Here is a 5,983-nt window from a genome sequence, read left to right as displayed (position 1 = left end):
ATTTTTAATTTATCGTTTTCCTTACTTTTACTACCTTAACGCCCATGTTAAGCAAAAACAGCTATAATACTGTAACGCTCTTTATCAAAATGCTACGGCAACTTTATGACACTAAATTTGTTACACAACCATGAGGCCAACTTAGATGCTGGTATTAGTGTAGATATGAAGCCTCAGGAAAAAATCGAATCAAAACCAGATAAGCTTTCACTACTAGATGCGTCAGCGACCGATGCCTTGCGCCCGCAATTTTGGTCGCGTTTTACGCTAGCAGAATTAAACCATAGCGAGTGGGAAGCGTTATGTGATGGCTGCGGCAGTTGTTGCCTTATTAAATATATGGACGATGACAATGAAGAGGAGGTCGTAGAATATACTGATGTGACTTGCCAGCTTATGAATTGTGCGACGGGCTATTGCCAGCATTACGATACGCGCCAAGAGCATGTGCCAGACTGTATTCAGCTGACGATTGACAACCTACCAGATATGATGTGGCTACCGTCGCACTGTGCCTATAAACGCTTGTATAAAGGACAAAACTTGCCGAGTTGGCATATGTTATTGACACAAGATGCGGTGGTGACCCAGCAACAAATGCGCGCTGCTAATGTTGGCGTGGCTGGGCGCTGTGTTTCTGAAATAGGCATGTCTGATGAAGATATGGAAATGCGCGTGGTCACTTGGGTTACGCCTTAATCAGGCTATAGTCAGTTCTAAACCACCACTGGTGCCACATTTGAATGTTTAACAGACCCTAAAAAATACAGTACAAATTGCTATCACTGCGAAGCCTGAGCAGCAGACTTGGCTTTTGCTTCAGCGCCAGCTTGCGAATCAGCCAGTGGCGGAATCGGGAGATCCTGACGAATTTGCCGTGAAAACTCACTGCTATTACTATTACTGTCAGACGCTGGGTTAATTTGATTGTTAAAATCGCGAACCTTGGCATTGATATGGGTGCGCTCATACCACGTATCCATCGACCATGGCTGCCCTTGCTCTTTAGTATCGGCATCCAACATCCCGACATCGTATAGATAATTTGGTAGCCAACCAGATACCCAAATCCGGTAATCCCACGGTAAACGATCGCCACTGATAATACGCGCCATATAAAAAATAATATTGGTACAATTACTGATTAACGTATTGTACCAAGCGGGCTTGGCATTCAATTCATCGGCAGCGGTCAAGTAAGATTCAAACAACTCCTGAACCTCATGCTGCTGCAAATGACTGATGGGAAATAGATACACTTGCTCACCGCGCGCGTTACTACGGGTATAAATAATATCGCGCTCTTCTGCGGCGATTAAACTCAGCTCAAAACGTCTAAAAAATCCTGCAAGGGCGGAAAATGTTTCGTCACTTTCTTTACGAATCTCAAACGAGAAGGCCAGCGGTCGATCATCTTCAAAACGAAAACTGACCAAGGTATGGGCAATCAATGGTCCCATCCAATAAGAATTGGTCACATCGACGCCAGACAGTTTTGACATATCGATGGTGCGCGTCTCCCAGCGTTCAGTCGCTTCAGTGTTGGTCTGCCAATCAAAGTTACGTACGTTGGTGAGAGTGATTAAATCAGGATTGTTCGCATCACGCTCGTAAGTCACGCGCTCACTCACCTCAGCCATCCAATCGCGCTCTTGTTTAGGCTCAATAGAGAAAAACCAGCCAAGCCCAATCAACCAAATACCAGCGTATAAACCAGTGAGCCATTTCGCTGCTACTTTTTGGTTTGTTTGATTATGAGCTAAACACTGGTCATTTAGCCGCTTAGTGTTTCTCGGCCAATAACGGATACCAAATAAAGCGACCAGCACCCCAGCGATGACAAGGGTTACTAGCCATGTCGTGACTGAGCGCAGGCCAAATTGATACCAAATGGCCATCAGCAACCAAACCGCCGACAGTATCAGCGTCAGCGCAATAAGAAACTGCAAAAGATAACGTCGCCACTTAGATGTTGGCTGTTTAGGATGAGATGCTTTATTGTCTAAACCATTTTCTGAATGATGGCCAGTTGAGCGAGACGAAAGCAGGCGAGAAAAAAAGGTACGTAGCGACATAGGTTTTACTTTGAGGAACACAGCCTTTGACCATAGCAAAGTTTATAACACACTGACAATACAATTTGAGTGAATTTGTCGTTGAATGTCGCTAAGCCTTGCGATAAAGTGGAGCTAATTTATACTGGTCTACTTATTGATTATTATTTATCGGCTCCTATTTATAGTGAATTCGATATTAAAACGATACAGCGGGAATGGGATGAATTTTACGTGGCCTCTGTCGGCGTAGGCACAGCAAGCCAGAAAAATTCATACCAGTTCCACGTTGGAATATAACGTATTTGTTTTATTTGGAATCGACTATATTAGGTGCGCTTGTTATATAGTTATTATGGATTAGGGCACTACTAATGAGCGAACTGTTTTAACGCACAGGTTTTTATTTAGGTCATTAATCCCCATTTATGTTTTCTCTGTTGCTTTTTTTAATTGTTATTCTAATTGTCATTAACTAAAGAGGTTAAACCACACCACCATGTCTGACGACACTCCCAGCCCGAGTAGTTGGTCGATGCGAGGCTTAAAACGCTGGCTATCGACCGCCCCCGAAACCCGTGATGAACTGATTGGTTTAGTGCAACAGTCGCGCCAGTTCTTAGAGCCTGATACGGTTGATATGTTAGAAGGCGTGCTGGATTTGCCGGCGACACAAGTTCGCGAAATTATGACCCCGCGCCCCCAAGTGGTTGGGCTGCATGAAAGCACCAGTCTGGCTGAAGTGATGGATATCATCCTTGAGACGACTCACTCGCGCTATCCTGTTTTTGACAGCCAAGACGATGATGCCGTGATTGGTATCTTATTGGCAAAGGACTTGATTCCTATTTTGGTGCATATGGTACGCGATCAAGAAGATAAAATTGATAGCAAACGCCTCAGAGATTTGGTGCGTCAGCCACTGTATATCAGTGAAAATGCGCGTTCTGACACCTTGCTACGCTCCTTGCAGCGTACTCAAGTGCATATGGCAATTGTCGTCGATGAGTTTGGTAACTTTGGCGGTGTGGTAACGATGGAAGATTTACTCGAGGAAATCGTCGGTGACATCGTCGATGAGCATGATGACTTTGAGGAAGACAGTGATATTAATAATATCGTCGCTGATCCTGAAAAGCCAGATACGTGGCGCGTGCAAGCGTCGACAGTGATTGAAGATTGTAACGACGAGCTTGGCTGTCACTTTGATGATACCGATGTCGATACCATGGGCGGTTTGGTCATGCAGGCGCTGGGTTATGTCGGTGATCTAGAGGGCGAGAGCGTGGTGATAGATGATTGGCAAATCACTATTACTGATGTTGAAGGGCGTTTTATTCAAAATCTTGAGCTGAGTAAAGTCAATCCTGAACAGCAAATATTGATAGGCAGCCACTAGCGGGATAATGGGCTTAGGCTGTGTCTTCAATCGGAACTGAACTTTCAAAATCAGGACATGTCTTCCAATAAAGATAACCGTACAAACACCAATAAAAACACGATTGCGGTCGTGTTTTTTTTATTTTCAAAATAGCGGTTGTAAGTCGGCTTTTTTGCAACGCAAATTTACCCATTATTTTAAACAGACTGGTATCATGGGCGGGTTTGATTTTTAGGCACAGTCTTTGTGAACTTTGAAAGTGTTCAACAGGCTCTCGTCACAATATGGCGAGCGCTATATCAAACATTAAATGAACATTTAAAATGATTGAATAATACGATTCTGGATAATTGCTATGCGTCTGTCTACGGTTGATTTGCAAAAACGTCTAAACCCCGATAAGCCAAAGGGCTTACCGATGGGGCTGACGGTATTGATTGCTTGGCTGGCGGGGGCGGTATTTATATTCGCGCTTGCACCCTACGGTATCTGGCCGCTAGCACTGGTATCGCCTGCTATTTTGTATGCATTATTGATACCTGATATGAGTGGCAAGCGTGCTTTTCTTATCGGTCAGGCTTATGGTACGGGGCTATGGTGTGTAGGGGCGTTTTGGCTCTATACCTCTATCCATGTTTATGGGGCGACGCCTGCATGGCTTGCGCTGATTATGATTGCGCTGATGGGTCTTGGCATGGGGCTGTTTCATGGCTTTTTGGCGCTGGTCTTTAATCGTTTCGTCGGTAAGCAGCCGTTGTCTTTTGCCGCGCTGTGGATATTACAAGAGTGGATGAAAACCTGGTTGTTTACTGGCTTTCCGTGGTTGTTCGTCGGCTATGCTTTTACTGAACAGTATTGGTTATCGTCATTAGCACCAGTGGCTGGCGTGTTCGCGGTGTCTTTTGTCGCCGTATTATTAGCAGCAAGTGTGGTGGAGCTACTGCGCCGCCGTAGTGGTTATATGATTCCCTCGCTAGCGTTGTTAGTTGTTAGCAGCGTATTGTGGCTGGTTAATCCACAATGGACCAAGCCAAAAGGAACGCCTGATTTATCCGTCTCATTAATCCAAGGCAATATTCCCCAAGATTTAAAATGGCTGACCGAATACCAAATAGAGACCTTGGAGATCTATGCGACGTTGACACGAACCGAGTGGGGACGTGATATTGTCCTATGGCCAGAGTCATCGATTCCGATGTTTCAGACCGAGGCCGTGGGCTTTATCAACGAGATGGTCAAAATGGCCAAAGAGACCAATACGACTTGGGTCACCGGTATTCCTTATAAAGATGAAGCAGGTTTTGATGCTAGTACGGATAAATATCCGCCTTTTTATAATAGTGTGATTGCGTTAGGATCTGAAGCAGAAGGACTGTATAAAAAGCAGCGTTTGGTGCCCTTTGGCGAATATATTCCATTTGAAGGTATGCTAGATATTTTACCCAATTTGGCAGGCAGTCAGGATATTATGAGCTATAGTCGTGGTAGTGATGAACAGTCACCACTACGCGTGCGTGGACATAATTTAGGGGCGGCAGTTTGCTATGAGGTGGCCTATCCTGATACCACACGCAAAAATGCCATCAATACTGACTTTTTATTGACCATCTCCAACGATGCATGGTTTGGCACTTCAGCAGGTCCGCTGCAGCATTTGCAAATGGTACAGATGCGCGCATTAGAGAACGGCCGCTGGTTTATGCGGGCAACCAATACTGGGGTGACGGCTATCATTGACCATAAAGGCCGTATCATCGAGCGTGCACCGCAGTTTGAGCGGACAGTATTACGCGGTGATATTCAGGCGCGGGTGGGTAATACTCCTTTTATGCGCTTTGGCAATTATCCTATCTTAATCATTATTGCGCTTTTGCTATTATTAAGCTATCTTGGCAAGCGTGCGACCCCGCGAACGCGTTTGGTCAAGTAGTGGAAAATGATAATATAGTTTGGTTTTAAGGTTTTTTAATAATAAATCCATTAAATAGTTAAGGGTTTTAACAAATCGATATAAATTGCGATATAATAGGCCAATATTTTAAATATTTTGTGCAAGGTGGATAAGGTATGTCAGAACATATTGTCGAAAACAACCCTAAGAAAGAGTTTTTGTTTGCCTTGGGCGGCGTTGCTTTATTCTTGGCTATCGTCTTACTTATCGGCATCTCAGGATTTCTGCGCCCAGCGGGTGAACATATTACTGCTGAGACTACCGAAGAGGTAGCTGCCGCAGAAGCGACTACTACTGAAGATGATGCGCCAGCTGAAACTGCCGCCGCACCAGCAGAAGAGGTTGATGCAGCCGCTACGACTGATGCACCAGCCGATGCCGATGCCACTCCAGCAGCAGATACCGACGGCGCTGTCGTTGCTGCTGAATCTGGCACAGCAACCGCTGAAGGTACCGTTGATCAAGCGGCAGTTGCTGATACTGATTTGACCACTGAGCAAGCAGATGGTGATTTAGAGGCGGGTGATGCCGCTGATGACACGGCAGTAGCACAGTAGTTTTTAGCTTTTTCATACCGTCACACAGCGCTACAATTAC

General features: G+C 45.1%; 5 protein-coding genes. 4 read left to right on the top strand and 1 reads right to left on the bottom strand.

Annotated elements, in window-relative coordinates:
• Positions 1 to 165: 165 nt before the first annotated feature.
• Positions 166 to 699, top strand: a complete 534-nt coding sequence (locus ACT3TU_RS13300) for a YcgN family cysteine cluster protein (protein ID WP_413038393.1) — start codon at positions 166 to 168, stop codon at positions 697 to 699.
• A gap of 83 nt (positions 700 to 782) precedes the next feature.
• Here the strand turns inward: ACT3TU_RS13300 and ACT3TU_RS13295 are convergent, their stop codons facing one another.
• Positions 783 to 2,075, bottom strand: coding sequence for an Lnb N-terminal periplasmic domain-containing protein (locus ACT3TU_RS13295; RefSeq protein ID WP_192524635.1), 1,293 nt, complete (start codon positions 2,073 to 2,075; stop codon positions 783 to 785).
• 478 nt (positions 2,076 to 2,553) lie between these two features.
• On the opposite strand from ACT3TU_RS13295, the gene ACT3TU_RS13290 reads away from it, so the two are divergent.
• From ACT3TU_RS13290 to ACT3TU_RS13280, 3 genes are all read left to right on the top strand, one after another.
• Complete coding sequence (locus tag ACT3TU_RS13290; RefSeq protein WP_192524636.1) at positions 2,554 to 3,453, top strand: CBS domain-containing protein; 900 nt, start codon at positions 2,554 to 2,556, stop codon at positions 3,451 to 3,453.
• Between the two features lie 337 nt (positions 3,454 to 3,790).
• The gene (gene lnt, locus ACT3TU_RS13285) at positions 3,791 to 5,365 is read left to right on the top strand and encodes an apolipoprotein N-acyltransferase (RefSeq protein WP_192524637.1); all 1,575 of its coding nucleotides are present in this window, start codon (positions 3,791 to 3,793) and stop codon (positions 5,363 to 5,365) included.
• Between the two features lie 137 nt (positions 5,366 to 5,502).
• Complete coding sequence (locus ACT3TU_RS13280) at positions 5,503 to 5,943, top strand: hypothetical protein (RefSeq protein WP_192524638.1); 441 nt, start codon at positions 5,503 to 5,505, stop codon at positions 5,941 to 5,943.
• Positions 5,944 to 5,983: the final 40 nt, after the last annotated feature.

The organism is Psychrobacter sp. AOP3-A1-26 (assembly GCF_052378235.1).
GTDB lineage: Bacteria > Pseudomonadota > Gammaproteobacteria > Pseudomonadales > Moraxellaceae > Psychrobacter.
This window is presented reverse-complemented; position numbering and strand designations above follow the sequence as displayed.

Coding starts and splice junctions, on each gene's coding strand:
- ACT3TU_RS13300 (WP_413038393.1), top strand. CDS start 166: ATGAAGCCTCAGGAAAAAATCGAATCAAAACCAGATAAGCTTTCACTA.
- ACT3TU_RS13295 (WP_192524635.1), bottom strand. CDS start 2,075: ATGTCGCTACGTACCTTTTTTTCTCGCCTGCTTTCGTCTCGCTCAACT.
- ACT3TU_RS13290 (WP_192524636.1), top strand. CDS start 2,554: ATGTCTGACGACACTCCCAGCCCGAGTAGTTGGTCGATGCGAGGCTTA.
- lnt (WP_192524637.1), top strand. CDS start 3,791: ATGCGTCTGTCTACGGTTGATTTGCAAAAACGTCTAAACCCCGATAAG.
- ACT3TU_RS13280 (WP_192524638.1), top strand. CDS start 5,503: ATGTCAGAACATATTGTCGAAAACAACCCTAAGAAAGAGTTTTTGTTT.